The organism is Thioalkalivibrio sp. AKL7 (assembly GCF_000381705.1).
GTDB lineage: Bacteria > Pseudomonadota > Gammaproteobacteria > Ectothiorhodospirales > Ectothiorhodospiraceae > Thioalkalivibrio > Thioalkalivibrio versutus.
Genome location: NZ_KB906954.1, coordinates 51,883 through 76,638, shown reverse-complemented (window position 1 = coordinate 76,638; position 24,756 = coordinate 51,883). Strand labels below are relative to the sequence as shown.

Below are 24,756 nucleotides of genomic sequence, written 5' to 3'. Positions count from 1 at the left end.
GCCAGGCCGTTTACTGTGGTCATGGCCCGAGGTTGCGGGCTGCTCCCAATACTGGCCACACAAGGACCGCCCATGAATTTCCGCTCGCTCTCCGTTCGATCCAAGCTGGTCATCACCATCGTGGTACCCGTGGCCGCGCTCCTGCTGTTGGCGGCCTTGGCCGCCCGCGGCACAGCCAACATCGAAGAGGGCGTGCAGAACATCTATCACGACCGCGTCGTGCCCCTGCAGCAGCTGAAGACCATCGCCGACAACTATGCGGTGCTGGTCATCGACGCGGTCAACAAGGCGGACGCCGGACGGATGACGGCGGAAGAGGCACTCGCCGACGTCCGTAAGGCACGAGAGGAGATCGCCGAGATCTGGGACGCCTACCTGGCCACGACCCTGACGCCCCGTGAGCAGGAACTGGCCGATGGTGCCCGCGGGTTGTTCCGCGCAGCCAACGCCCACCTGGACCGTCTGGAGGGGGCTCTTGGCGGGATGTCCGGCGATGTCCAGGGCGAGCTCGACGCCTTCAACGGTCCCCTGTACGACACCATCGATCCGATCAGCGACCAGATTACCCAGCTGGTCGACCTGCAGATCGATGTTGCCGGGACCGAAGCCGAGCGGGTATCGGCGTTCTACACCCAGGTTCTGCTGCGCAGCGGCGCGCTGATGCTGGTGGTCTTGATCATCGTCGTGGTCACCGGGGTGTGGACGTATCGCTCGGTGGCACTCCCGATCTCGCGGATGCGCGAGACACTCACGGAGATCGCCGAGCACCATGACCTCTCGCGCCGGGTCGACGTTCGCTCCGACGACGAGATCGGCGCCACTGCAGGCGCCCTGAACAGCATGCTCGACCAATTCCAGGACTCGATCCGCGAGTTGCGCACGCTGACGGACCAGATGGCCTCTGCCGCGGAACAGCTGTCCGCCGTCAGTACCCAGACCAACGGGAACATCGACCAGCAGCGCTCGCAGACCGAACAGGTTTCGACGGCGATGAACGAGATGGCCGCGACGGTGCAGGAGGTCGCGCGCAATGCCTCCGATGCCGCGTCCTCCAGCCAGGAAGCCGATCAGGAATCCCGCGCGGGTGGCGAAGTGGTGCGCACGGTGGTCAGCGACATCGGACGCCTGTCGGGCGAAGTCGCGACCATCGAGGAATCCGTGCGCAACCTGGACGAGAAGGGGCAGCAGATTGGCTCGGTGCTCGACGTCATTCGCGGCATTGCCGAGCAGACCAACCTCCTGGCCCTGAATGCGGCCATCGAGGCCGCCCGCGCCGGCGAACAGGGACGCGGCTTCGCCGTGGTCGCCGACGAGGTGCGTACCCTCGCCTCGCGCACGCAGGACTCCACGGCGGATATCCAGGCGATGATCGAGTCGCTGCAGGCGGGCACCCGCAACGCCGTCACCGCGATGGGCCGCGGCCGCGAAATGGCCGAGGCCACCAGCAACGACGCCGAACGCGCCGGGCAAGCGCTGGAATCCATCGTCCAAGCGGTCGGCCGAATCAGCGACATGACCACACAGATCGCCAGCGCGGCGGAAGAACAGAACGCGGTGGCCGAAGAGATCAACCGGAATATCTACGCCATCAATGACATCACCGGCGATACCGCCAACGGGGCCCGCCAGACGGCCACCGCCAGCCAGGAGGTCGCGGACATCGCCTCGCGCGTACGCGACCTGGCCTCCGCCTACCGCATTGGCTGACCCCCACGCTTATAGGGCACCGTGAGCTCGGCTTCGGCTCCGGCTTGCCAGGCGGGCGGCTACCGCTTTGCACGAAAGCATCCGAAAAAAACGGATCCGTCAGGAGCAGCCGCGCGATCCGAGCTTGCGATGCGAAAAATGGGGGCTCGTCACGGGGCACCGGGAACTCCAGCCGCCGAACGCACTCCCAGATTTAAGTTGCCCGCGATGCCTCCACCCGACGAAGGTGGACCCTTTGGGGGTGGCCCGATAAACGCGATCTAGACGCATTCTTTTGCTTTTAGTATCAGCATACGATTATATTCTGGCATTCCACTTTAAGAACCGATCAGGAGCTTCCATGCGAGCCATCAAGACTCTAGCCGCTTCCGCCCTTCTCGCCCTCGCCGGTGCCGGCACAGTTGCGCAGGCGGATGAGCCCTCCAAGCTGTTCGTCAGCGTCACCTCGGCCGACGACCACACCCAGTTCATGTCCATGGTGTTGGCCAACCAGAGCATGCGTCAGGGTCAGGAGATCCGCGTCCTGCTGTGCGGTCCCGCCGCGACGATGGCGACCGAAGACTTCGACGGCGCCACCATGCAGCCGGCCGACCGGAACGCACAGCAGCTGATGATGAACCTGCTCAACAACGGCGCCACCGTTGAGACCTGCGCCATCTTCCTGCCGAACACGGACTACACCGAGGCCGACCTGCTTGACGGCATCACCCCGGCCGACCCGGAAGAAGTCGGTGCCTATATGGCCGATCCGAACGTGCGCTTCTTCTCGAACTGATCGCCCGCTTTCGATGCTGACGGGGCCCTCTTCGGAGGGCCTTTTCCGTTTGGACGGCCGGATTCCATTGCAGGCGCGCCCGGGTACACTGTTTGTTGTCTGGCGGAGCCCAGGCTCCGAGCCCGTCACGCATGGGACCGGGCCGTTCCAAACGAACCCCAGGGGGCCACTTATGAGGCTTTGGTCGAAGTGGAAGAAAGGCGGGGCACTGCTGGCCGATGTCCTGCAACGCCTAGGGATCGACCCGAAGGCGGCCGCGGCACAGGAGAGCTTCAAGCAGATCCTGGACGCTGCGGAGACGGGAGCGGATGAGCGCCTCAAGCGCGAGGCGCAGGACAACGCCCTGTCGAGGGACGAACGCAACACCCGCTGGGAGGCACTGTTTTTCGAGGAGATCCGCTCCCGGGCCAAGGCCCATGCCGCGGAGGTCAAACGCCGCTGATCGCCGCGTCGGCACCGCTGAACGTGGAGCACTCGGGATCAGTCGTTCTTGCGGAACACGCACCAGTTGAACGACTGCTCGGTCTCGCCCGGGGTCACGTGGACCTCCCGCTGCGACTTCACCAGCGCGAAATCCGGGCCGAACGCGTCCTGCAGGGTCTCCGGGGAATGCCGCTGCACCGGCAGGCCGGAACATTTTTCTGGGCCATCCAGCGCAAAGGTCCCGATTACGATATGCCCCCCCGGGCGAAGGGCATGCTGCATCTGCCTCGCGTATTGGGCGCGTTGATCCGGATGGGTCAGGAAGTGAAACACCGCGCGGTCATGCCAGACATCCAACGCGGCCTCTGGGAATGCGTGTTCTAGTACGTCCGCTTCCTGCCATGCGACCGCTGCGGCGCACTCCCCGACCCGCTCGCGCGCCTTCTCGAGCGCCGCCCCGGACAGATCCAGCACCGTCAGGTTGCGATAGCCCTCAGCCAGCAGTTCGTCCACCAGGACCGAGGCACCGCCACCGATATCGACAATCGCGGCATCGGGGGCCGACGCCACCGCCCGAATCAGGGCTCGCGACGTCCGCGCCTCCGCCTGATACCACCCCACGGCATCGGTGGCGCGGGTCTGGTAGACGTCTTCCCAGTGCGGCTTGGTGCTCATGCGGGTTCCTGGTTACCGGAGCAAAGGCTTATCGTACCGGAAGGTTATCAGGCGTTCGGGCCCCGTGTGCTACCCTCCGCGCCGATTCCCATGCCGCCGGGCCAGCCCTATGAAATTCTTCCGCCTGATCAGCATTGTCGAGGGCATTTCCCTCGTCACCCTGCTCTTTGTCGCCATGCCGCTACGCACCTACGCGGATATGCCACTGGCGGTGACCTACGTGGGCTGGGTGCACGGCATCCTGTTCATCGTCTATGGCGCGACGTCGTTGATCGCCAGCCACCTGAGCGGGTGGCCAGTCTGGAAATGGCTGCTGGTCCTGTTCCTTGGGGTGGTGCCCTTCGGCTTCCTCTACGTCGACCACCTGATCCGGCGCGAGACGCCGACCGCGAGCACCCCCGATACAGCCTGAAGCCCACTCATCACCAGCCCTCCAACCGCCCGCGCCCCTGCCCTTCGTCGCGGACGCCGCGCAGCGGCGAGCCGGGGTCTCCGCCGTTGGGGGAGTCGCCAACGCAGGAGATCCCGGCTCTGCGCTTCGCTCCGGCCGGGATGGCGGAGTCCGGGGGGCGCTGTAATCAATCCAACGGGCTCCTCGCCCCTTGAACCCCATCCCCAGCACCGGCATTCACGTGGTTTAATCGGCCCTTCATCCCGGCCGAAGCAAAGCCCACCATGATCGCCGTAATCTTCGAAGTAGAACCACACGCCGAACGCAAACAGGACTACCTGGATGCGGCCGCGAGTCTGCGCGAACACCTGAAGGACGTCGACGGATTCCTCTCCATCGAGCGTTTCGAGAGCCTGAGCCAGCCGGGCAAGGTGCTGTCACTGTCCTTCTGGCGGGATGAAGCCGCCGTTCGGGAATGGCGCAACCTGGAGGAACACCGCCAGGTGCAGGCGGCCGGCCGCGGCGGCATCTTCGCCGACTACCGCCTGCGCGTGGCCGAGGTCGTGCGCGACTACGGCATGCACGACCGCGACCAGGCGCCGGACGACTCCCGCAGCGCCCACGGAGCCTGATCCTCGCCACCAACCCGTCACACGCGGCTCGATCCGATCGGGCCGCGTCCAGCCGGCCTGCCGGGTGTTCAGGAAACACTGATGGGCTGGCATTTTGTTACTGCACGCTGCAGCCCCCGTGCTCCGAGAAGGCCAGGATGGCCTGACTCAGCGCTGACCTACTCAGGATCGCGCACGATGATGCGGCCTTCCATGTACGGGTGCGGGGCACAGATGTAGTCGTACGTGCCCGGCTCGGTCAGCGTGACGCTGTCGCTCTCGGCGTGACCCAGCATCGCCGTGGCGAACGATTGCGGGCCACGCATGGCGACGGCATTGTGCGCACCCGAGGTCTCCCCGAAACCATAGGTAAAGACATCCTCGTTCACCCAGGTGATCTTGGTGCCCGGCGCCACCTCGACCACCTTCGGGTAGAAGGAATTGCCCTTCATCTCGATCACGACCTCGTCCACATCCGCCCCGAACCGGACCGGACGATCCGCCCGGGCGGGTACCGGATTGGTGTCGGCGTCGGGAATGCCGAACGGCGCGAGGACACGCCGGGCTTCACCGATCCGCTCCGCACGCTCTGCCGGCTCGTACGAGGGGCCTTCGGCCAGGATCTCGGAGGAGGTCTCCGCGTCCGCTCGGGCGTCCAGCAGCCCGATGGCACCCCGGCTGGTGGCCCCGACGCCATGATCCAGCATCGTGTAGACGCCTTCCTCCGGCGGGATGCGGAACTCGATCACCCAGGAGTCCGAAGGGCCCGCGGTTACCGTCTGCCCGCCGGGCCACTGTGCTTCCGGGTGCCCCTGCCAGTACACGTAGTCCCAGAGGATGCCCACAATATGGAAGGTGGACAGGAGGTTGGGGCCGACATTCAGGAAGTACATGCGCACGTAGTCGCCCGGACGGACCCGGATGGGGTTCTCCACATAGCGGAACAGCGCGCCATTGAAGGCGGTATAGCTGACATCGCCTTCCACCGCCTCCTTGCCACTGGCGTACAGCTCGTGCTGCAGCATGTACAGCTTCAGATCCGGCTCCTGCCCCAGATCCGCCTCCAGCTGGTAGGACTTATCGCGCGGCTCGACCACGATCATCCCGTACTGGCCAAACATCACGTGCATCGGGATGGCATGACCACCCGGGGCACAGTGATACATGAACACGCCCGGCGTGGTTGCCCGGAAGGTGACCGACTTGGTCTGCCCGGGGAGGATGTTTCCCACGTGCTTCGACGTCTGGGTATAGGCGGCATGGATCGACGCCCCATGCATCACATCGCCGCTGTTGGTGATCTCCATGCGCACGATGTCGCCCTCGGTCACCCGCAAGGTTGGCCCGGGCAGTTTCCCGTCGATCAGGAAGCCGTCATAGACCACGCCCTGCCCGATCGGCACCTGCCCCTCGTCCAGATCAATGCGGAACACATGATCGGGCTCGGCATCCGGGTGCACATACCCGGTCGGCCGCGTCTCGAGCCCCTCGTCACGCTCGATGATCTCGAGGAAGTCGCTGTCGCCGAACAGTTCGCTGAAATCCGGGCCCGTCGATGCCTGGGCCACTGAGGCGAAACACCACAACAGGACCACGGCAAACCCGGCCGCGAAATGTCCACCCAGTGGGTTACGGCCAATGGCCGAAGGATATGCCGATTCTATTCGTTTCATTGCCCCCTCTTCTGGATCGGATCCACGACGCTCCGCTATAACCTTTATAGACTATGCATCTATTTACAGCGTCGCGCGGCACAATCACGCGCGTCAAGCGCAACGGCGCGGCACTCAAACTGACGTGCCCACCGCGCAAACTCCGGTCTCCCCCCTTCGCCCTGCCATGGCAACCGCCCCGGCGCTGGCCTATAGATCTAGCAGCATCCATCGACTGGTGAAGGGCCATGGGCATCGTGAACGAGTTCAAGCAGTTTGTGGCGCGCGGCAACGTGGTCGACATGGCCGTGGGGGTCATCATCGGGCTGGCTTTCGGCCAAATCGTGTCATCACTGGTATCCGATGTAGTGATGCCACCCATCGGCCTGCTGATCGGCGGGGTCGACTTTGGAGAACTCGCGATCGTGCTGCGCGAGGCGGAGAACGGCGTGGCGGCGGTCACGATCAATTACGGACTGTTCATCAAGCGCGTGGTGGACTTCCTGATTATCGCCGTGGTGGTATTCGCCGCCATCAAGGGGATCGCCCGCCTGCAGCGCAAGGAAGAGGCCAAGCCGGAGGAACCCGCGGCACCCAGCAACGAAGAGAAACTGTTGACGGAGATCCGCGACCTGCTGAAGGTGCGGCAAGACGACTGAGGGACACGCTGAGGAACCGGTACGGCCAGACGGCGTCTCAGCAAGGGCATCGAACAGGGAGACGAGTTTGGACAACGCCATCGAAGTGGAAGGCCTGGTGCGCGACTTTGGCGGTACGCGGGCCGTGGACGGCGTGGATCTGCGGGTGCCGGCCGGCCACGTACTGGGCCTGCTGGGGCCAAACGGCGCCGGCAAGACAACCGTGGTGCGGATGCTCGCCACCCTGCTGACGCCCACCGCCGGGGCCGCCCGTGTAGGCGGCTTCGATGTGGCTCGCGACGGCGCTCGGGTGCGCGAGATCATCGGCCTGACCGGCCAGTACGCCTCGGTGGACGAGAAGCTGACCGGACGGGAGAACCTGATCCTGATCGGCCGCCTGCTGGGCCTGAAACGCCGTGAGGCCAGGGCCCGCGCTGACGAGTTGTTGCAGGATTTCGACCTGCGCGAGGCCGGCCAGCGCCCGGCCCAGACCTACTCCGGCGGGATGCGGCGTCGGCTGGATCTGGCCGCCAGCCTGGTCGGGCGCCCGCGCATCCTGTTCCTCGACGAGCCCTCCACTGGCCTCGACCCGCGGGCCCGCCGCGACCTGTGGGAGCGTGTCCGCCAACTGCAGACCGACGGCACAACCGTGCTGCTGACTACCCAGTACCTGGAGGAAGCCGATGCCCTGGCCGATTCCATCGTAGTACTGGACCACGGACGCGTGATCGCCGAAGGCACCGCCGCACAACTGAAGGCCCGGGTCGGCGGACGCTCGCTGTTCCTGATGGTGGCCCGCGCGGAACAGGCCGCGGCAGCCGGCGAGCGGGTCGCCGCGATGGTGGGCACCCCGCCCCGTGTGGAGGGCGAAACGATCAGCGTACCGGTGTCGGACCCGGCCCTGCTGCCCGCATTGTTGCGAGAGCTGGACGCCGCCGGCATCGAGGTCGCGGAGCTGGGGCTGCGCGGCGCCAGTCTGGACGATGTGTTCCTGTCCCTGACCGGGCGCAGCGGGGCCAGCCGCGAAGAGTCGGGCAACGCGCAGGACACGCCATGAAGGCCCTCGATCAGACCCTGGCGCTGGCCTGGCGCAGCCTGGTGCAGGTGCGGCGCAACCCCTGGGAGCTGGGCGACTACAGCATCCAGCCGATCCTGTTTCTGGTGCTGTTCCTGTTCGTATTCGGCGGGGCAATTGCCGGCTCGCCAGAGAACTACCTGGCGTTCGTGCTGCCAGGCGTGATCGTGATGAACATGCTGTTCGTCACCGTGTACGTGGGCCACGGCCTGAACACCGACCTGACCCGCGGCGTGTTCGACCGCTTTCGCGCCCTGCCCATCCCGCGCTGGGCGCCGCTGGCCGGGCGCATCCTGGCGGACGTGGTCAAGCAGCTGCTGTGTATTGCCCTGTTGCTGGTCGTCGGATTCCTGCTGGGCTTTCGCCTCGAGACTTCATGGGCCCATCTACTGGCGATGGTGGCGCTGGTGCTGACCTTTGCCGTGGCCTTTTCCTGGGTGATGGTGCTGGTCGGCGTCATCGCACGCGACCCGGAGCACGTGCAGCTGTTCGGCTTTACCGCGCTGTTCCCGGTCACCTTCGTGAGCTCGGCCTTCGTGCCGGTGGATACGATGCCACCGTGGCTGCAGGGCTTCGTGCAGGCCAACCCGGTGTCGCTGCTGGCCGACGCGGCGCGCGCACTGATGAATGCCGATGGTCCGGCCCTTGAGCCGGCACTTTGGTCGCTGGCCTGGGCACTGGGCATCGTGCTGGTGTTCGCGCCGCTGTCGGTCTACGCACTCAACCGCCGCCTAGCGCGCGGTTAGCGGCTGACAAGCGCGGTCAGAACAGTTCGATTTCCCCGGTCCTGATCGTGGGCGGCTGAATCGCGCCTTCGGCAACCAGGCGGTCGAACAAACAGACCTGGTTCTTGCCGTTTGCCTTGGCGTAGTACAGGACCTGATCGGCTTCGTCCAGCACCACGCTGGCGGTCTTGTAGGGGCGCAACTGGGTCACGCCGATGCTGGTCGTGACCCGGCCGACTCGCGGCAATGTGTAGGCGGCGACCGCGTGTTTCAGGCGTTCGAAGGCTGCGGCCGCCCTGTCGGCACCGGCAAGCTCGGCCAGCACCACGAACTCCTCGCCGCCAAAGCGATAGACCAAGTCATTGTCGCGGAAACTCTGTTGCAGCAGCCGCGCGAGCAGAATCAACACCTCGTCGCCGTAGACATGGCCGAATCCGTCATTGACCTTCTTGAAGTCGTCGATGTCGATCACGCCCAGCCAGATCTGAGTCTCCTCGGGATCGGCCTCCTGGCGGCGGTCCTCCGCCAGGCCCGGCCGGTGGACGCTGCGCTCCAGTGTCGCAAGGTCGCGAAAATTGTCGTCGAAGGTCTTGCGGTTAAGCAGACCGGTGAGCTCATCGGTCTGGGCGTCATCAATCAGCTTGACGAAGTTGCGATACACCGAAAGGAAGCTCTTGACCAGGCGGGCATCCAGGGACTCGTCAGCATCGTCGCCATCGAATGAAAACACCAGGCAGATACTGAACTCGTTGAGCCCGGACATCGGAAAGACCGAGACCCGACGACCGGACGCATCGGCCTCGGCAACCGGCTGACCGGTTGCCAACGCCTGCTCCAGCAACCCGTCAGGGACCGGCTGATCCTTGGGGTCGAACGGCACCGTCATCACGGCATCGTGCTTGCGATCAAAGGTATGCAGGCTCCGGGGCTGGCCTTCGACATCAAGCTGAATCGCCCAGATGCAGGCATTCTCGTAGATGTCGTCCAGCGTCTTGAGCAGGCTGTATTCCAGACGCTGGGCATTGCGAATCCCTGTCAGGTGGGCCAGTCCGTCAAGCAGATCACGGCTGCTGGGCATTGCGTTGATCCCATGGATTCGGTGAGGGCCGCGGGCGCCCCGGTTGGATCGTCCGGGGCGCCCGCGGTGCGAAATCACTTCGCGCCAATGCCGTTTGGCAGCACGCGAGGCTGGGACACCGCCCCGCCCGCAAGGTTTCCCGCCGGAGCAATTCCCGAATCTCGCGCAGCATGGTATTCGCAAAGCACGGGGCCGAGTGGAGGGCATCACTCGAGGCCGATAGAGGAGGGATCGATGAGCAGGGAGACCGGGTCGCGGATGCCCCGTCCGCCCGACGTCCCCCGGACGGGTTCGCAGCGGTTTTCCACCGCGCTGCCGGCAAAAAAGTCGTCGCCTCCCTGCGACGACAAGCACGGGCCCGTGTGAGGGCCGACGGGAACTCAGTAGACGGGGACCAGTGCGTAGCCCTGGTTCTGGTACCCCATGACGGCGATGAACCCACTGCGGACCGGCTGGATGGGCTCCAGCACCTTGTCGTTGTCCACCCCGTAGGCGCGGGTCGCGGCGGCGCAGACCTCCATCTTCACGCCCAGCTCATCGAGGCGGTCGACGGCCGTGGCGATCTCTTCCAGGGTGTCGCCGTGGTCGATGGCGATCTCCGGCTCGGGGTCCGTGGTGATGAACTTGACGGCCTCGGCGATGAAGACCATGCGCAGATCGGGCTCCACACCCTCCTTGATCAGGTTCTCGTGGTTGGTGGCGATGCCACGCAAATAGGCGAGCATCACGTTCGGGTCGGACTTGCGCATGTCGTAGACCGCCCGCATGGTCTCGATGCCCTGGGTCGCCTCACGGTTGTCCAGGCCCTCGGCGGCGGCCGTCGAACCCAGCCCGAGCGGCAGCAGCAGGGCCACCAGCAGGATCACTATTCGGTTTCGCATGGATACTCCTCCTTTCGTGGTTTAGGTCCGGGTGTCTCGTCCCCGGACTCGGAGCCTGAATCAATCGGACTCAGTAGATGGGGATGACCGCGTAGCCCTGCGCCTGATAGCCGGTCAGGGAGACGAAGGTGTTGCGCACCGGTTCGATGCCGGGCAGCAGCTCGCCATGTTCGACCCCGAACAGGCGGGTGGCCACGGCACAGGACTCCATGCGAACGCCCTTCTCCTTCAACGCAGCCACGTGCTCCTCGATGGCGTCGAGGTGGTCGAACTCGGTCAGATCGAAGCGTTCGCGGTCCTCGGACACCATGGTCACGGCCCGCCCGCGAAAGGCAAGGATCATGTCCGGTTCCACACCCTGGTCGGTCAAGTCTTCATGCGTCTCGCGAATCACCATCAGGTACAGGGCGAGCATTTCCGGGTCGGTGTTGTTGAGGTCGAAGACCACCCGGCCCTGCTCGACGCCCTCCAGGGCAAGCGCATCGGTGGGGACGTCGGCGTGGACACTCAGGGTGGTCAGGGACAGGGCCAGCAGCAGGAACAGGGATGCAACGATCTTCATTGGGGACTCTCCTTCGGGGTTGAAGCGGGATTGGATGGATCCACCGGGGTCACGGCAATAGCCCGCCAAGCGGCCTCCTGTGTCTCGGCCAGGTAGTGCGCCAGCGGTTGTTCCAGGACACCGTCGAGGTGCAGGTGCAACAGGCGGATCGCGCCGCCGAATGCGGCGGTGGCGGCTACCGGAACCTCCATCGGTCGTACCTGGCCACACTCGATGCCCTGCTCGATGCACTGGCGCATGCGCTGGAACGGCTGCGAGGAACACACCGGTGGCTCGTCCGGAAGAAACTCGCGGTGGCGCGCCTCCAGCACGAAGCGCAGGGTCTGAGGGGCCTCGATCGCGGCCACGAACAGGAACGCGATGATCCCGTCACAGCGCGCACGGCAGTCACTCTCGCGCCTCATTACCTCGGCCAGGCCGGCGTCCATGCGTTGCAGCAGGTCGTCGTACAGCGCCTTGGCCAGCGCCTCCTTGTTGCCGAAGTGGTGATAGATCGAGCCGATGGAGACCCCGGCCTGGCGACGGATGTCATGGATGGAGGTATTGAAATAGCCATCGCGACTGAACCGCTCCAGGGCGGTATCCAGCACGAGCTTGCGCAGTGCGGCACCGCGCACCGATTGCCTCGGATTTTCCGTCATCACCACAACCGAACCGAACGTTCGTTCTAATTTAGCGCGAACATATGCGAAACGCCATACGCCGGCCACGATACATCGCGGGAAAACGATCGAGCCCATGCGCTGCACAGGCCCGATCAATACCCTGGAGGGGGCGGGCCGCGGATGGGCGGCCCGGGTTATGGATGGTGATTGCTTCGCTGCGCTCGCAATGACCAGGTCACCGCACCCGGATTCCGGTTCAGAAGTCCTCGAACTCCATGGTGCGGAAGACGCGGCCGGCGTTCTGGCGGTGCAGTTCACCGTAGGTGTCCAGGTGGCGGTAGGCGGACTGGTCGATGTTGTAGGCATCGTTCAGCGTGCCGCCCTCGTCGAGGATGCGCTGGACCTCCTCGCGCAGATGCACGAGGTAGTCGTGGGTGTAGCGGCGCAGCACGTCGAAGTCATTCACCGGCTCGCCGTGGCCCGGGATGATGTAGTCGGCATCCAGGGCCTCCAGTTCATGCCAGGTCTCGATCCAGCCGGCGGTATCGGTGTAATCGAAGATCGGGAGCATGCGCTGGTGAAAGGCCAGGTCGCCGGTAATCAGCGCCTTGCGCTCGGGCGCCCAGATGGCGATATCGCCCGGGGCATGGCCCGGTCCGAGGTAGCGGATCTGGATGGTCTCGCCGCCCATGTCCAGGTCGAGGCGCGTGGCGAAGGTCACATCCGGCGTACCCAGCTCGGTCATGAACGCCTTGTCACGGGTGCGGTTGGGCGCACCCTCCAGGCTGGCCTGGCCGTTGGCCTCGATCTCGCGCCAGGCATCCTTGTGCGCGATCACCGTGGCGCCCTGCTCCTGCCAGTAGGTCATGCCGAGCATGGCATGGCCCTGGGCGTTCTCCAGCACCACGTATTTCACTGGCTGGTCGGTAAGCTTCCGGATCTCCTCGTGCAGTGATTTAGCCAGCAGGTAGTTGTCGCCGGCGTTCATCACCACCACGCCGTCCTCGGTGATGATGAACGACAGGTTGTTGTTGTGGCCGGAGTTCTCGTAGGTGGAGGGCTGGGTCGCGCCAATCGCCGACCACACGCCATCGGTCACCTCCTGCGGCCGGTCATAAAGGAACGAGTCGCGCGCCTTGTCCAGCACGTACAGTGGCAGGCCCGCGTCCTGCCACTCGAAGAAGCCGCCGGGGTAGTTCTGCACGTTGGTGTAGCCCATCTGCTGCAGGGTCTGCGCGGCGGCCACGCTGCGCAGGTTCTGGCCGCAATAGACGACGATCGGGGTGTCCTTGTCCGGGATCTCGCCGGGCACCTCGAACTCGATCCAGCCACGCGGGATATTGAGCGTCTCGCTGGACCGGATCTGCCCGCCGGTGCGCTCGATCTCGGTGCGGGTGCGCACGTCGATCACGACATGGTCCGGCTCGCTGGCGATCCACTCCTGCAGGCCCTCCTTGTCGATGTTGGTGATCTCGGCGTTGGCGGCCTCCAGCAGCGTGTCGCCCGTCAGTTCTTCGGCCTGCGCGGTACTACCTACCGCGGCAAGGGCCAGTCCCAGCCAGATCGCTCGCATCGTGATTCTCCTTTTGGCGTCCATCCCTCCACCATAGCCCCCTGTTCCGCCGCCGGCCAGGCCTCCGCTTGAGCCACCCCGTACAGTGTCTATATTCAGGGTAAAGGCACACGGCCCAGCAGCCGAAGGAACCCCCAATGAGCAATCACATGGCGGATGTCACCATCCACATCGACGAAAACACCGACCACGCGGCCCGCGAGCGCATCCAGGACACCCTGCGTGAACTCCCCGGCGTCATGGCCGCCTCCAGTCACGACGAACGGCCCCACCTGATGGTGGTGGAGTACGATCCGGAACGGGTCGACAGCCGCAAGCTGCTGGACACGGTAACCGCGACCGGTGTCCACGCCGAACTGATCGGCCTGTAACGTAACCTGCCGGGCGCCACGGGCTATTTGTAGCCCGTGGCGCCCGGCTGAGCGGCTCAAGAGGCATGCCGAAACGGGACAACCCGCAATCGGTCTGTCACCATATTGTCTATGGGGAAATGGGCCAGTATCCAGCACGACGACACGCACTGCGCTGACGGGGGAAACCATCGCGGCGCCCGGGCCGTTCGGCCGGATACCTGGCAGGTTCTTCTGGGCATTGGCCTCCTGCTGACCGCAACCTATGTCGCCCTGCCCTATGGCCTGCTGGCCAGCAGTCTCTACGTGCTGGGCACCACAAGCGCTGCCCTCGCTGTCGGCATCGCCGCACTGCGCCGGCCGAGGCCATTCGCCGCGACCGCCTGGGGCCTGATCGCCACCGCACTGACGCTGGCGGCCATCGGCCACGGCATCTGGTACTGGCTCGATCTGCAGGGCCTGGAACCCTTCCCCTCAGCCGCGGATATCTTCTACCTGTCGGTATACCCGCTGTTCGCCATCGCGCTGTGGCAACTGGGAAGCCAGACCGCACGCGACGACGGCGCGTTTGTGGATGCCCTGATCGTGGGCATTTCGGCCGCGGTGCTCGGGTGGGCCCTGCTGATCGCACCCTACACCTACGACCCCGACCTGACCTGGCTGCAACTGCTGGTATCCACGGGCTATCCGGTCGCGGACCTGATCCTGCTGCCCCTGGTCCTGCGCCTGGTGTTCCTCCACCGAACCGGCATCACGGCCCACAGCTTCCTCCTCCTGGGGATGCTCGCCTATCTGACGGCCGACCTGCTCTACGCCCACGGCAACTCCACCGGCTGGTACACCGCGGGCGGACTGACCGATGCCTTCTGGTTGATTGCCTATTCCCTCATCGTGGCGGCGGCATGGCATCCTTCCGCCAAGACCGAACCGCGCGCACACACCTCGCACGCCGAACTCTCCGGCCGGCGTCTGCTCGTGCTGGGCGCCGCGTCCGTCCTGGTGCCGATGGTGATCCTGTTCACGGCGGGCAGCGAGATGGAGATCATTCGCGTTGCGGCGATCGCCTCCATCCTGCTGTTCCTGCTGGTGTTGTACCGCATGGCTGGATTGCTGCGCGAGACCCAGCACCAGGCCAAGCGCCTGGAGAACCTCTCGCGTACCGACCCGCTGACCGGGGCCGGCAATCGGCGCCACCTGGAAGAACAGTTAACCCGCGAGATCGCCCGCGCCGAACGCACCCAGGGCCCGCTCAACCTCGCATTCCTGGATATTGACCACTTCAAGCGCTTCAACGATTCCCACGGCCATGCAGCCGGCGATGCCCTGCTGCAGGAAATGGTGGATGCCTGGCGCCCCATCCTGCGGCCCACGGACCTGCTGGCACGTTTTGGCGGCGAGGAGTTCGTGGTGGTATTCCCGCACATTGATGCGCAGCAGGCCCGCCGCGTGCTGGAACGCCTGCGCACCGCGATGCCCAACGGCCAGACCTGCTCGGCCGGGATCGCCAGCTTCCACCCCGGCGACACCATGGACTCGCTGCTGGGACGCGCCGACCAGGCCCTGTATGCCGCGAAGGACGGCGGACGTGACCGCATCATCATCGCCCCCGCCGAACCCATATCCGTTGCAGGCATGCCCGCGTTGTAGGGACCGGAATCCCCGACGGCGAACACAATCCTGACACCCCGCAGGAGATCCGTGGAGCAATATCAAGCTCTCGCGCGTCTATTCCCGAGCCCCTTCACCAAGGTTTCCATGACACACCGCATCCTCGTACGCCTGTTTGCCCTCGCGGCCCTGCTGATGATCCCGTTCGCTGCACCGGCGCAGGAGGCGAACGGCCCGACGGGCGCAGTCGACGCCACCGCCTCGATCGAGGCCGGCGGGGCCGAGATCCCGGTGGAACGCTATCGCGCCGATGGCGACGCCGTGCTTTTGTGGTTTCCTTCCGAACACGGCCTGCAGGACGGCCATCGACAACAGGCGCTGGCGCTGCAGGCGGCCGGGGTCGAGACCTGGCTGGTCGATCCGTTCAGCGGCCACTTCCTGCCCGAGGCGGCATCCAGCTTCGACGACATGCCCACCGCCACGGTGACGGACCTGATCGAGGCAACCCACACCGATACCGGACGACCGGTCTATGCCTTCGGGCATGACCGTGCCCTGCCCTGGCTGCTCACCGGCCTGTACCAGTGGCAACAAGCCCACCCCGAGGCCGACTACCTGGCCGGACTGCTGATGACCAGCCCCTTTCTGCATACCGGGGTGGATACCGATGAGGCCGAACTACAACCCATCGTCCGGCTGACTAATCTGCCGGTGTACATCCTGCAACCGGCCCAGTCGCCCCAGCGCCAGCATCTCGGGCGGATTCGCAGCGGGCTGACCGAGGGCAGTAGCGCGGTGGGTGCGCGGCTGCTTCCCGGGATCCGCGACCGCTTCTTCTTCCGCCCCGATGCGACGGAAGCCGAGCGGCTCGCCAGCGAGACCTTCCACCGCGAGATTATCTTCGCCATGGACCTGCTGACGCGGCTGCCTCACCAACGGACGCCCGCCGTGGCCGAAGCGGACACGGACCTGACGGTACGCACCCCAAGCGGCACCGACGCACAGCTCAACGCCCTGGATGAACCCGTGGCGGCCCCGCCGCTGGAGCGGCCCGACCTGGCGGGGGATATCCATCGACTGGAGGACTATCGCGGCGAGGTGGTGCTGATCAATTTCTGGGCCAGCTGGTGCCCGCCCTGCGTGCACGAGATGCCGTCCATGCAACTGCTGGAGGACGAACTGCGCGACCAAGGCTTTCGCATCCTGGCGGTGAACCTGGGAGAGGACAAGGACACTATCCGCCGCTTCATCGAGGACGAGGTGCAGACCGAGTTCACCATCCTCCTCGATCCGGAACAGGACTCCCTCGACGACTGGCGCGCGATGGCCTACCCCACCAGCTACGTCGTCGACCGCAAGGGCCGCCTGCGCTACTACCTGTTCGGCGCCATCGAATGGACCGAACCCGGCGTGACCGACCAGATCCGCGACCTGCTGGACGACGACGCATAGCGGCCCGGAAAGGGCGCGGCGCCGCGCGGGGTGTGCTAAAGATCCGCCAGGATGGCGCGCAGACGCTCCTCGTAGGCCGCTTCGGTAATCAGCCCCCGGTCGTGCAAGCGATCCAGCTCTTCCAGTCGCGCCTCGACCGAACGGCCGTCGGAGTCTTCAACGCGTTCCTGATCCGCCTGTTCACCTCCGCGGATCAACTCCACGGCATTCACTTGCGCAAACAGCTCGTCCACTAGCGGCGCAAGCTTCTCTCGGGTCGGCCCGAACTTGTCCATCCGCCCGCTACCGCTGCGGGCATCGTAGGTGGCCTGCCCCGCCAGGCCCTGGGCGTCATAGACGCGAAGATCGGCGTACGAGAGGTACATTGCCAGATCCCACTTCCAGTTCGCGGTGTGTTCCAGGTAATGCGAACACCGTGCAGGGCGGGAACCGGAATAGACGTCCGTGCGGATGCCTCGCTGCTCGATCAGTTCGCGCATCTCGGGCTGAAATCCAGCCATGTGGATCTCGGGGTTGTCGAGCACGCAGACCAGGCTGACATCCACCGCATCCAGCGGCTCGATCGACTGGGTGATGGAACACCCGGTGGCCACCAGCGCAATGCCGGCCACCCAGAACGTACGCATTCCTCGCAACACAAACACCTTCCTTCCTCTGGACGCAATCCTGCGCGCACCTGCCCCGCGCGAGCGAGCGCGCACCCTACCAGACCTGCACGACCCCCCGAATATCAAGGCGTCCGTACATCATCGGTCACCCCCCACCAGATGGATCGCGCGCCCCCTTGTGCAGGACGTTACCGGGTCAGGAAATGCCCACGCGGGCAGGCATTATTTCGCGCAATCGCCGCAGTTCGAGTCTACGTTCGAGGTATGAGAGACATAGCGGAGCCTCCCCCATGAAAGCACCCTTTACCGCACCAAAAGTGCGATCAAACCTGCTCGCAGCGGCGGTCCTGTTCCTGAGCGCTCCGGCATTCGCGGAAACAGAGGTCGGCATCACCACCGACATGGCCGAGTTCGAGGTGCGCCACGGCGACGAACTGGTAACGGTGACCCGCGACCAGGACACCTTCGCAACCATCGACCTCGACTACGCACAGATCGCACGGCCCTGCCCGCCGTTTTGTATCCAGCCGATGAGCCTTGGGCCCGGCGTCGAGACCCTGGGCGAGCTGGAGTTCATCGACTACCTCCAGCAGACCACGGAGCACGACGACCTGGTGATCATCGATTCGCGCACCCCGCGCGAATACCGCCGCGGCACCATCCCCGGCGCCGTCAACATCCCCTGGGACCGCCTGCACTTTGCCTCCGGCGCGGACCCGGACGACGTGCGCAACGTGCTGACCGAAGACTTCGGCGCAATTTTCGACGGCGACTTCTACGACTTCAGCCGGGCAAAGACCCTGGTGCTGTTCTGCAACGGCCCCTGGTGCGGCCAGTCACCCACCAACATCCGCACCCTGACCAACCTCGGTTACCCGGCCGAGCGCATCAAGTGGTACCGCGGCGGCATGCAGATGTGGCACGCCTTCGGCCTGACCACGGTCGAGGGCGAGACCAGCGACTAGCCCGTTCACGTCCATCTCGTCATTGCGAGCGCTGCGAAGCAATCCGGCGTGTAGGTAACCCCGCGGGCGGCAAGGCCGACCAATAACGGGCGTACAAAGAAACCACCGCCAGTCAGCCGTAGCGGCGCTCCCCATTCGGGTCCGCCGGCGGGTCAGAGTCACTGGATTCGTCGGAATCGCCTGCGAGCTCCGATGGAGCTCGCGGAACCATGGTCTGGACATCGACGATCCGTGCGGTCTCATCAAAATGAACCGTCACAATGCGAGCCGTTGCGATAATCTCGGCCTCGTCACGATCGATGCCGAAATGCCGGGCCAACTCCTCGGTCCCGACCGGTTCCGGTGCGCGCCGACGTTCCTTGTTGTAAAAGCGGAACCAGTTGTAACCGGCCCACCCTATGAAGATCACGCCCGCCGAGACAATCGTGATGGCGTACGTTTGAATTGCCCGCAACGTGCCCATGGGGTCATCCAGGATGTAGCGCTCGAACAACTCCACGCCCAGCGCCCACCCGACCAATGCGATCAGGGGTGTGAACAGGTAGATCCAGATGCCCCATCCAACGAGACTGACCAACTGACTGATATAGCGCTTTCTACTCGGCTCCAGATCCGAGCGGTCGATCATTTTGGGAACACGCGGTCGCAAGTGCTTCATGGGCTCATTCTTCCGGGGGCCGCAGCCCGCGATCCGGGCTGATCCATCGAGCACGCTCTCCGGAACGCTTGAGAAGGGCGCGCGGGACCGCCACGACCGTGGTGACCATGGACAACAGCCAGAACGCCAGTGGATACCAGATCACCCAGAAATAATTGCGGAAAAACCGGCCATCGACCTCGTAGCGACGATCAATCATCAAACTGACAAGGAACTGCATCAGCGCGGTCAGTCCGAGAATTACGCCCGCCCATTGCGGCAGAAGCCCCGGCTGGATCCAGCCTTCCGGAAGCTCGATAACCAGACCCAGCAAGGCCACAAGGATGATGACAAACATGACGTAGGCCCAGACGATACTGACCACATACTCGAGGGCCACGCCCCATAGCCGCCGCTTGGGCCAATGGAACAGACTGGCGCCGTGGCGGAGCACCGTCTCCACCCCCCCTTGAGCCCAGCGCAGGCGCTGACGCCAAAGTCCTGCCAGAGTCTCCGGCATGTAGATGTAAGACAGCGCATTGGGCTCGTATCGTATATCCCAGTGGTCAAGCTGGAGCCGCCAGGAGATATCGATGTCCTCGGTGACCATGTCGCTGCTCCAGTACCCGACCCGATCGAGGGCCGTGCGACGAAAACCCGCGATCACTCCCGAGACGGTGAATATGCGCCCGTAGACTCGCTGGGCGCGCTTGATCAGACCGATGGTGGCCGAGAACTCCCCAACCTGAAGCTTGCCCAGCAGGCTGCTGCGGTTGACGATGCGCGGGTTACCGGTAACGGCGCCCACTCGGGGACCCGAAGTCAGGTGGAACATCATCCAGGCCACGGCGTTCGGATGCAGCAACGCGTCGCCATCGATACAGATCAGAAAGTCGTTCTGCGCCGCCAGTGCCCCGGTCCGCAGGGCAACGGCCTTGCCCTGATTGCTGGCCAGGTGCACCACGCGCAGACGGGGATACTCGTGGGTCAATTGTTCGAGGATCTCGGGGCTTGCATCGCTGCTGCCATCGTTGACGGCGATGATCTCGAAGTCGTGGTACTCGCTCGCATGGGCGTAATGGATCGTGTCGCGAATCACCTCTGCCTCGTTGAAGCAAGGAATGATGATGCTGCACGCAGCCAGACTGCCACTGTCGGGCGGATGATCGGGGTCGGCCCCCTTGCGGCGCTCCCAGCGGAGGTAATACCAGACGCCCCCAATGATCCAGACCCAGGCCATGATTAGCGGGTAGAAGAAGGCAAAATTGGTCAGGGCGTTGAAGGTCATGCCGACTCCCTATCGCGGATGAGGGAAGGCATTCAGAGACATGCCCTCGAACGTGGGGCCGAATTCCGGCTGATCCCGCAGGAAGTCGTCCGGGTAGTACCCGAAGTTCAGCACCCCGCGCCGCACAAGCTGCTCCATCCAGTCGCGCAAGAGCGTCGCTTCCAGCCAGCGGCCTTCGCCGCGCCAGTCACGCGCCTGCAACTCGAATACAACGTCCTCGAAGCCCCCGATCTGCTCCTCCACCGCATCCGCGAGTCGGGCCAGCCAGACATCCGGCGGAAGCTCGGTCCCGTCCAGCCAGGGCATGGCCATGATGGCGACCTCGTCGTATGCCTCGACCGCAGCGGGCAGCGCCTGGGCGAACCGCTCCTCGGCTTCCGGTTCGAGAATCACCCGCGCATACAGGTTGCGCGCGGTGCGAAATTCGAGAGACAGATTGGTGAAATAGCGCAGCCGGCCGATCACCTCGTCCCCGAAATCGATCAGGGCCTGGGTCTTCTCCTCCGGCCGCAGAGTGCAATCCGAGAGCGGGCGGTCCGTTCCGGGCCAGCGCGCTCCGCCCTGACAGGCCGCCAGGTCCTCGTCGGCGGCCAGATAGGCGTCGTCGTGGATCAACACCCCGGCGATACCGCTTGCCGCCATCCCGAGATCCGCATAGATATCGCCGACAATCTCCAGAGACCGGGGGAGAAACGGGCTCAAGCGGCGATAGTCGCGGTCCGCCGGAACGGGGGCACCTTCGGGTCCGGGCCGGCGCACCGATAGCGCGGCATGGAGGTCCCGGTCGGGCAAATCGAACGAGAGCAGAGGCATCCAGGCATACACACGCACCCCGGCCCGCGTCCGCAGCTGCCAGGCGACGCGATTGAACAAGTCGGCACGCACGGGCAGGTGCCGATTCGGAAAGTACAACGCATCCGCGTTGCCATCACCGTTCGGGTCGGCAAAGGCTTGCAGGTAGACCGTGCGGACCTGCATCCGTTGGATGCGGTCCAGGAGTACACCGAGATTGCGATTGGTCTGCTCCGGATCGGGATCGTAGACGTAGTCAAGATCCACATGGACCACCCGCTGTGGCTGCGGCGATGTCGCACGTGTCGCGGATTCGGGACGCGCGCTCTGCGCAATCTGTACCGGCCGCGGATCTCCACTGATCAGCAAGCGGTTGACCCGCGCTTGTTCCGGGTGGTTGACCGGGTCCGCGCCTAGCGAGATCGACCAGGGCATCCCGGCCTCCGTCGCCAGTGCGTCCACCTCCGCACTGTGAGCGCCGTAGGGCCAGACGATGGCGCGCGGCGCAACACCTACCATCGCCTCCAGCGAGGCACTGCTGGCCCGCATGTCATCGAGGATCCGCTGACGGAACGTGTCGTGGTCCTCGTAACGGCCGCTTTCCGGGTCATAACGACGCGTAATGGCCGCTGGCTGCTCGTTCCCCTGCGGGTTGGCCAGGATGCCGCGATGCAGGTCGTGACTGTGACTGGCGAATTCCACCAGCCCCGATGCCTGCATCTCGCGCAACTCGGACAGCGCCAGAAAGCCCTCGGCTCCGAGCGGCGCTTCGTTGTACGTGACGGTCCCGGGCGGGGGCTGATCTGCTGCCGGCTCGGGGCTCGCGACATCCGCGAATGTCTCGGGGTTGTAGGTGACATCCTCGCCCGCCCAGACGGTCTCCAACCAACCGGTCTGCAGCGCGACCAGCGCCGGATACTCATAGGCCTGCAACAACGGGAACACGTGGCTGTAGACACTGGCCAGACCATCATCGAAGGTCAGCAGCACCGCATTGGCCGGCAGCGGCTCCCTTCCCTCGCGGGCATCAACGATCTGCTGCAACGAAACCGGCCGCCACCCCTGCCGCTCCATCCAGTCAAACCATTCCACCAGCCGCTGCGTGCTGACGGCGTACGGGTCCGCATCCCTCCCCGGCTGCACGTCGTCGCGTACATCATGATAGGAAAGCGCGAGGAAGTGCCCACCCGGGATGGTGAAGGCGTCCTGCGCATGCACTAGGCCATGCGATACCCCCGCAAGCATCAGCAGGATGATCATAAGACGACGCATCAGAAGGTCCCTCGCAGGCGCACAAGCCCGAACAGCCGGTCTTCCCGGTCACCATCGTAGGTAGTGGAACCCCAGCCGAGGCCGTAGTCGACGGACCAGCGACGATCCAGATCCCAGCGATGCTCGTAGCGCAGCGCCACCGTCGGGTCACTGCCAAACCCGGACTGGTAGCCCGTACCGACCGCGGCGTGAAAATGTTGCGTAAAGGCCCGGTCGTAGTCACGCCAGGTAATCCAGTCGTGGTCCACCCGAACGGAGGTGCTGGCCGACTGCTCCGGGTTAAAATAGGGTCCGCCCGGCTGGCTGTTGTTCTGGAAAAAGAAATCGGCGCCCACATCGGTCGTGTGGTGGGCACTGGCATACACTCGTCGTGTGACGCCCCCGCCCAGCGAGCTCCGGTGATTGCCGTCATCAATCGACAACAGGCCCACGTTGGCATACGCCGAGAGGGATTCGTGGGCCCGCCAGTCCACGGAAGCTGAGGCCGACCAGCCTTTCAGACCCGCATCGATCGCCCGCAAGGGCGTCTCCATCGAGTAGCTGTCCGCTTCGACGCCGATCCGCCAGTGGTCACCGAGCCACCGCGACCATCCGGCCGCGATCCCGGGATTGGCATCCCCCTTGAGATCACGATCGAAGCGCAACCAGGCCTGCTGGCGCCGCGCGTCCCACTCGATGCCCGCACCAATGCGGTCATAGCGTCCATCGGTATCGCCGAATGACGCCGTGGTGTAGCGATGTTCCAGAAAGGCCCGAAGTGGATGATCGGACCAGGGCGAATTCAGTCGGGTACGCCATTCCCGGTCGCGATCACCGCTTACCAGCCCTTCGCCACCCGATGTCCGGCCAAAAACGACCTCGCTCTCGATGGAGGGGCGGCCACGGTCTTCCAGCTCTTCGGACAGGCGCTGAACATCCGTACTCCGGGGATAATCGGCCCGCAGGGACTCGACTTCCTGGACCCAGGTGTCGTGCTCGCCCAGGTCGCGCGCATTCTCCGCCCGATTGAGTCGCGTATCCCGTGCATCGGGCGCCCAGCGCTCCGCCACTTCGGTGATGTCACGCGAGCGCGCCGGCCAGCCGCGCCAGCGAGCCATGCGCGCCTGGGTGTTCCGCAGACCGGTGTGGGCCGGAGCCTGACGGACCAGTTCTCCACTGCGTTCCCAGGCTCGATCGAGATCCTGGCGATAGGCCGCGTCGTACACCCGAAGCTGATCGACGTCGACCCGCTCCCAGTTGGGGATCGGATCACGATCCGGATCGATTTCCAGCCAGACCGGCGTGTGGCGCTGGGCGCGCTCAAGCAGAGCCGCCGCCGCGGAATATTCCTCGAGCGCGATGTGCGTGTAATAGAGGTCCAGCAGCAACGAGACCTCCGGCGGCTCGTCCTCCGGAACCAGGGACTCGTACAGGGGCAGGGCCGTTTCGGGTTGCTCTTCAGCCAGGTAGGCATCGGCCGCCGCCCGACGCACATAGGCCGGTGCGATCGTGCGGTCCGGTAGTGCCTCGAATGCCGCGACCGTCTCCGGCATTCGCTCGAGTTCCCGCAACAAGGCGATTCGATCGAAACGGACCCGCAAATGCTGCGGATGCGCCTCCGGGATGCGCGAAAGAAATTCGTCCGCGCTGGCCAGGACCCGATTCAGCTCCCGGTCCCGCTCTTCGTGGCGTCCTTCGGCCTCCAGCTCGGAGCGGATATCCAGTGCCTGCCGGATATCCGCCGCGATCGCATCCGCCTCGGCCTGATAGCGAACACCGTCCTCGAACAGATCCGGCCGCTCCTGCATCGCGGACAACGCCCGGTTGCTGGCGCCAAGAGTCCACAGGGAAAGGGTCTGCTCCTGGAATGCAAGAGGATGCAGTGGATCGCGCGCGCGCGCACGATTGGCCATTGCCAGAGCCTGACGCGGTGTATCCGACTGGCGCAAGCCATACGCCATCAGAGCCAGCTCCTGAACCGATTCGGGCAAGGGGTCAATTTCCGCAAGGGCCTGGCGCGCCGTTGCTGCATCACCTGCCTCGGCGCTGGCCACGGCGAAAAGGATCTGCGCGGAACTACCCAGCCTTTTCCTAGAGTCGCGCAGGATAGTCGCCGCTGCCGCAAATTCGCCTTCGTCACGCAGGGCGAAGGCCCAGCTCATGTGGGCATAGTCCGGGACGGACTCGGGATCGAGGTCCTGGGTTCGAGAGACGATCGCGGCGTTGTCCCCGACCAGACGCAACACAACAATCAGGTCCGCTTGCAGGCGGGGCTGATTCGGGGAGCGGGCCTCCAGCGCACGCAAACGCTCGGCGGCCTCGATCACCCGCCCTTCCTGGGCAAGTGCAACGGCCTGTTCGCGCTGCTGGTCCAGAGTTGCAGCGTAGCCGGGGACCGACAGGATCCATGGCAGCAAAACGCCGCAAGTGACCC

General features: G+C 64.9%; 24 protein-coding genes. 12 read left to right on the top strand and 12 right to left on the bottom strand.

From position 1 onward, the window contains the following. Window positions 1–72: 72 nt before the first annotated feature. The 3 genes from G315_RS0111365 to G315_RS0111355 all read left to right on the top strand — a co-directional run bounded on the left by G315_RS0111365 (window position 73) and on the right by G315_RS0111355 (window position 2,924). The gene (locus G315_RS0111365) at window positions 73–1,707 is read left to right on the top strand and encodes a methyl-accepting chemotaxis protein (RefSeq protein WP_019612535.1); all 1,635 of its coding nucleotides are present in this window, start codon (window positions 73–75) and stop codon (window positions 1,705–1,707) included. A gap of 340 nt (window positions 1,708–2,047) precedes the next feature. Beyond that, window positions 2,048–2,482 carry a DsrE family protein gene (locus G315_RS0111360; protein WP_019612534.1) on the top strand — a complete coding sequence of 145 codons (435 nt, stop codon included), beginning with the start codon at window positions 2,048–2,050 and terminating at the stop codon, window positions 2,480–2,482. A 172-nt stretch (window positions 2,483–2,654) separates the two neighbouring features. Further along, window positions 2,655–2,924: a hypothetical protein gene (locus tag G315_RS0111355; protein WP_019612533.1), complete on the top strand. Its 270-nt coding sequence runs from the start codon at window positions 2,655–2,657 to the stop codon at window positions 2,922–2,924. 38 nt (window positions 2,925–2,962) lie between these two features. On the opposite strand, the gene G315_RS0111350 is transcribed toward G315_RS0111355, so the two are convergent. Continuing rightward, window positions 2,963–3,580 (bottom strand): class I SAM-dependent methyltransferase, encoded by a 618-nt coding sequence (locus tag G315_RS0111350; RefSeq protein WP_019612532.1) that lies wholly within the window; start codon window positions 3,578–3,580, stop codon window positions 2,963–2,965. A gap of 109 nt (window positions 3,581–3,689) precedes the next feature. Here G315_RS0111350 and G315_RS0111345 point away from each other — a divergent pair, with 109 nt between their 5' ends. Together G315_RS0111345 and G315_RS0111340 are read left to right on the top strand one after the other, a co-directional pair. Further along, window positions 3,690–3,992, top strand: a complete 303-nt coding sequence (locus tag G315_RS0111345; protein WP_019612531.1) for a DUF3817 domain-containing protein — start codon at window positions 3,690–3,692, stop codon at window positions 3,990–3,992. A gap of 263 nt (window positions 3,993–4,255) precedes the next feature. Continuing rightward, window positions 4,256–4,603, top strand: a complete 348-nt coding sequence (locus tag G315_RS0111340) for an antibiotic biosynthesis monooxygenase (RefSeq protein WP_019593882.1) — start codon at window positions 4,256–4,258, stop codon at window positions 4,601–4,603. Window positions 4,604–4,761: 158 nt separating this feature from the next. Here the strand turns inward: G315_RS0111340 and G315_RS0111335 are convergent, their stop codons facing one another. Then, a complete protein-coding gene (locus G315_RS0111335) occupies window positions 4,762–6,255 on the bottom strand; it encodes a plastocyanin/azurin family copper-binding protein (RefSeq protein WP_026338873.1) in 1,494 nt (497 codons plus the stop codon). A 227-nt stretch (window positions 6,256–6,482) separates the two neighbouring features. Between G315_RS0111335 and mscL the strand changes: the two genes are divergently transcribed. The 3 genes from mscL (at window position 6,483) to G315_RS0111320 (ending at window position 8,693) form a co-directional block, all read left to right on the top strand. Continuing rightward, on the top strand, window positions 6,483–6,893 hold the full coding sequence (gene mscL, locus G315_RS0111330; RefSeq protein WP_019612529.1) for a large-conductance mechanosensitive channel protein MscL: 411 nt from the start codon (window positions 6,483–6,485) through the stop codon (window positions 6,891–6,893). A gap of 67 nt (window positions 6,894–6,960) precedes the next feature. Beyond that, window positions 6,961–7,929, top strand: a complete 969-nt coding sequence (locus G315_RS0111325) for a daunorubicin resistance protein DrrA family ABC transporter ATP-binding protein (RefSeq protein WP_019612528.1) — start codon at window positions 6,961–6,963, stop codon at window positions 7,927–7,929. Further along, window positions 7,926–8,693, top strand: coding sequence for an ABC transporter permease (locus G315_RS0111320; RefSeq protein ID WP_018146186.1), 768 nt, complete (start codon window positions 7,926–7,928; stop codon window positions 8,691–8,693). The genes G315_RS0111325 and G315_RS0111320 overlap by 4 nt, the downstream gene beginning before the upstream one ends. A 16-nt stretch (window positions 8,694–8,709) precedes the next feature. Here the strand turns inward: G315_RS0111320 and G315_RS0111315 are convergent, their stop codons facing one another. The 5 genes from G315_RS0111315 to G315_RS0111295 form a co-directional block, all read right to left on the bottom strand. Next, a complete protein-coding gene (locus tag G315_RS0111315) occupies window positions 8,710–9,750 on the bottom strand; it encodes a GGDEF domain-containing protein (RefSeq protein ID WP_019612527.1) in 1,041 nt (346 codons plus the stop codon). 380 nt (window positions 9,751–10,130) lie between these two features. After that, window positions 10,131–10,631 carry a DsrE family protein gene (locus G315_RS0111310; RefSeq protein WP_026182152.1) on the bottom strand — a complete coding sequence of 167 codons (501 nt, stop codon included), beginning with the start codon at window positions 10,629–10,631 and terminating at the stop codon, window positions 10,131–10,133. Window positions 10,632–10,701: 70 nt separating this feature from the next. Next, window positions 10,702–11,193: a DsrE family protein gene (locus tag G315_RS0111305; protein ID WP_018146189.1), complete on the bottom strand. Its 492-nt coding sequence runs from the start codon at window positions 11,191–11,193 to the stop codon at window positions 10,702–10,704. After that, complete coding sequence (locus G315_RS0111300) at window positions 11,190–11,834, bottom strand: TetR/AcrR family transcriptional regulator (RefSeq protein ID WP_018146190.1); 645 nt, start codon at window positions 11,832–11,834, stop codon at window positions 11,190–11,192. The genes G315_RS0111305 and G315_RS0111300 overlap by 4 nt, the downstream gene beginning before the upstream one ends. A gap of 220 nt (window positions 11,835–12,054) precedes the next feature. Then, window positions 12,055–13,371 carry a rhodanese-like domain-containing protein gene (locus G315_RS0111295; RefSeq protein ID WP_019612526.1) on the bottom strand — a complete coding sequence of 439 codons (1,317 nt, stop codon included), beginning with the start codon at window positions 13,369–13,371 and terminating at the stop codon, window positions 12,055–12,057. Between the two features lie 137 nt (window positions 13,372–13,508). Here G315_RS0111295 and G315_RS0111290 point away from each other — a divergent pair, with 137 nt between their 5' ends. From G315_RS0111290 to G315_RS0111280, 3 genes are all read left to right on the top strand, one after another. Beyond that, window positions 13,509–13,742: a hypothetical protein gene (locus tag G315_RS0111290; protein WP_018146192.1), complete on the top strand. Its 234-nt coding sequence runs from the start codon at window positions 13,509–13,511 to the stop codon at window positions 13,740–13,742. A gap of 111 nt (window positions 13,743–13,853) precedes the next feature. Then, window positions 13,854–15,368 carry a GGDEF domain-containing protein gene (locus G315_RS0111285; protein WP_019612525.1) on the top strand — a complete coding sequence of 505 codons (1,515 nt, stop codon included), beginning with the start codon at window positions 13,854–13,856 and terminating at the stop codon, window positions 15,366–15,368. A gap of 108 nt (window positions 15,369–15,476) precedes the next feature. Continuing rightward, on the top strand, window positions 15,477–16,781 hold the full coding sequence (locus G315_RS0111280; protein ID WP_019612524.1) for a redoxin domain-containing protein: 1,305 nt from the start codon (window positions 15,477–15,479) through the stop codon (window positions 16,779–16,781). A 35-nt stretch (window positions 16,782–16,816) separates the two neighbouring features. Here the strand turns inward: G315_RS0111280 and G315_RS0111275 are convergent, their stop codons facing one another. Beyond that, complete coding sequence (locus tag G315_RS0111275; RefSeq protein ID WP_231370716.1) at window positions 16,817–17,419, bottom strand: Sbal_3080 family lipoprotein; 603 nt, start codon at window positions 17,417–17,419, stop codon at window positions 16,817–16,819. A 260-nt stretch (window positions 17,420–17,679) separates the two neighbouring features. On the opposite strand from G315_RS0111275, the gene G315_RS0111270 reads away from it, so the two are divergent. Then, complete coding sequence (locus tag G315_RS0111270; RefSeq protein ID WP_038032300.1) at window positions 17,680–18,354, top strand: rhodanese-like domain-containing protein; 675 nt, start codon at window positions 17,680–17,682, stop codon at window positions 18,352–18,354. 112 nt (window positions 18,355–18,466) lie between these two features. On the opposite strand, the gene pgaD is transcribed toward G315_RS0111270, so the two are convergent. Genes pgaD through pgaA form a run of 4 tightly spaced genes read right to left on the bottom strand, consistent with a single transcriptional unit; the run spans window position 18,467 to window position 24,739 of the window. After that, on the bottom strand, window positions 18,467–18,982 hold the full coding sequence (gene pgaD, locus G315_RS0111265; protein WP_018146197.1) for a poly-beta-1,6-N-acetyl-D-glucosamine biosynthesis protein PgaD: 516 nt from the start codon (window positions 18,980–18,982) through the stop codon (window positions 18,467–18,469). A gap of 34 nt (window positions 18,983–19,016) precedes the next feature. Continuing rightward, window positions 19,017–20,279: a poly-beta-1,6-N-acetyl-D-glucosamine synthase gene (pgaC, locus tag G315_RS0111260; protein ID WP_018146198.1), complete on the bottom strand. Its 1,263-nt coding sequence runs from the start codon at window positions 20,277–20,279 to the stop codon at window positions 19,017–19,019. Window positions 20,280–20,288: 9 nt separating this feature from the next. Then, window positions 20,289–22,343: a poly-beta-1,6-N-acetyl-D-glucosamine N-deacetylase PgaB gene (pgaB, locus tag G315_RS0111255; protein WP_018146199.1), complete on the bottom strand. Its 2,055-nt coding sequence runs from the start codon at window positions 22,341–22,343 to the stop codon at window positions 20,289–20,291. Further along, complete coding sequence (gene pgaA, locus G315_RS0111250) at window positions 22,343–24,739, bottom strand: poly-beta-1,6 N-acetyl-D-glucosamine export porin PgaA (RefSeq protein ID WP_018146200.1); 2,397 nt, start codon at window positions 24,737–24,739, stop codon at window positions 22,343–22,345. Before pgaA ends, pgaB begins: the two co-directional genes overlap by 1 nt. Window positions 24,740–24,756 lie beyond the last annotated feature (17 nt).